Origin of the sequence: Virgibacillus sp. 7505, from assembly GCF_002272135.1 — a bacterium.
Classification (GTDB): Bacteria; Bacillota; Bacilli; order Bacillales; family Amphibacillaceae; genus Terribacillus.
In genome coordinates, this window is record NZ_NPBF01000518.1 from 1 (window position 1) to 205 (window position 205).

Consider the following 205-nt stretch of genomic DNA (forward strand, 5'->3'; position numbering starts at 1 on the left):
GGAACGCCCATGTCCAGGCAGGCGCTGGAATAGTGATTGATTCCAATGCCGAAAACGAGTACAAAGAATCAATGAAAAAGGCGCAGGCACTATGGCGTGCGCTTGAATTAGCAGAGCAGAGAGTTTTAACAAAAACGAGTAGAGCTTAGGAGGAGCAAGAGATGATTTTAATGATCGACAATTATGATTCATTTACGTACAATTT

General features: G+C 42.4%; 1 pseudogene. It reads left to right on the forward strand.

From position 1 onward, the window contains the following. Window positions 1-149 (forward strand): annotated as a pseudogene (locus CHH91_RS20040) (chorismate-binding protein); the annotation flags it as partial. Window positions 150-205 lie beyond the last annotated feature (56 nt).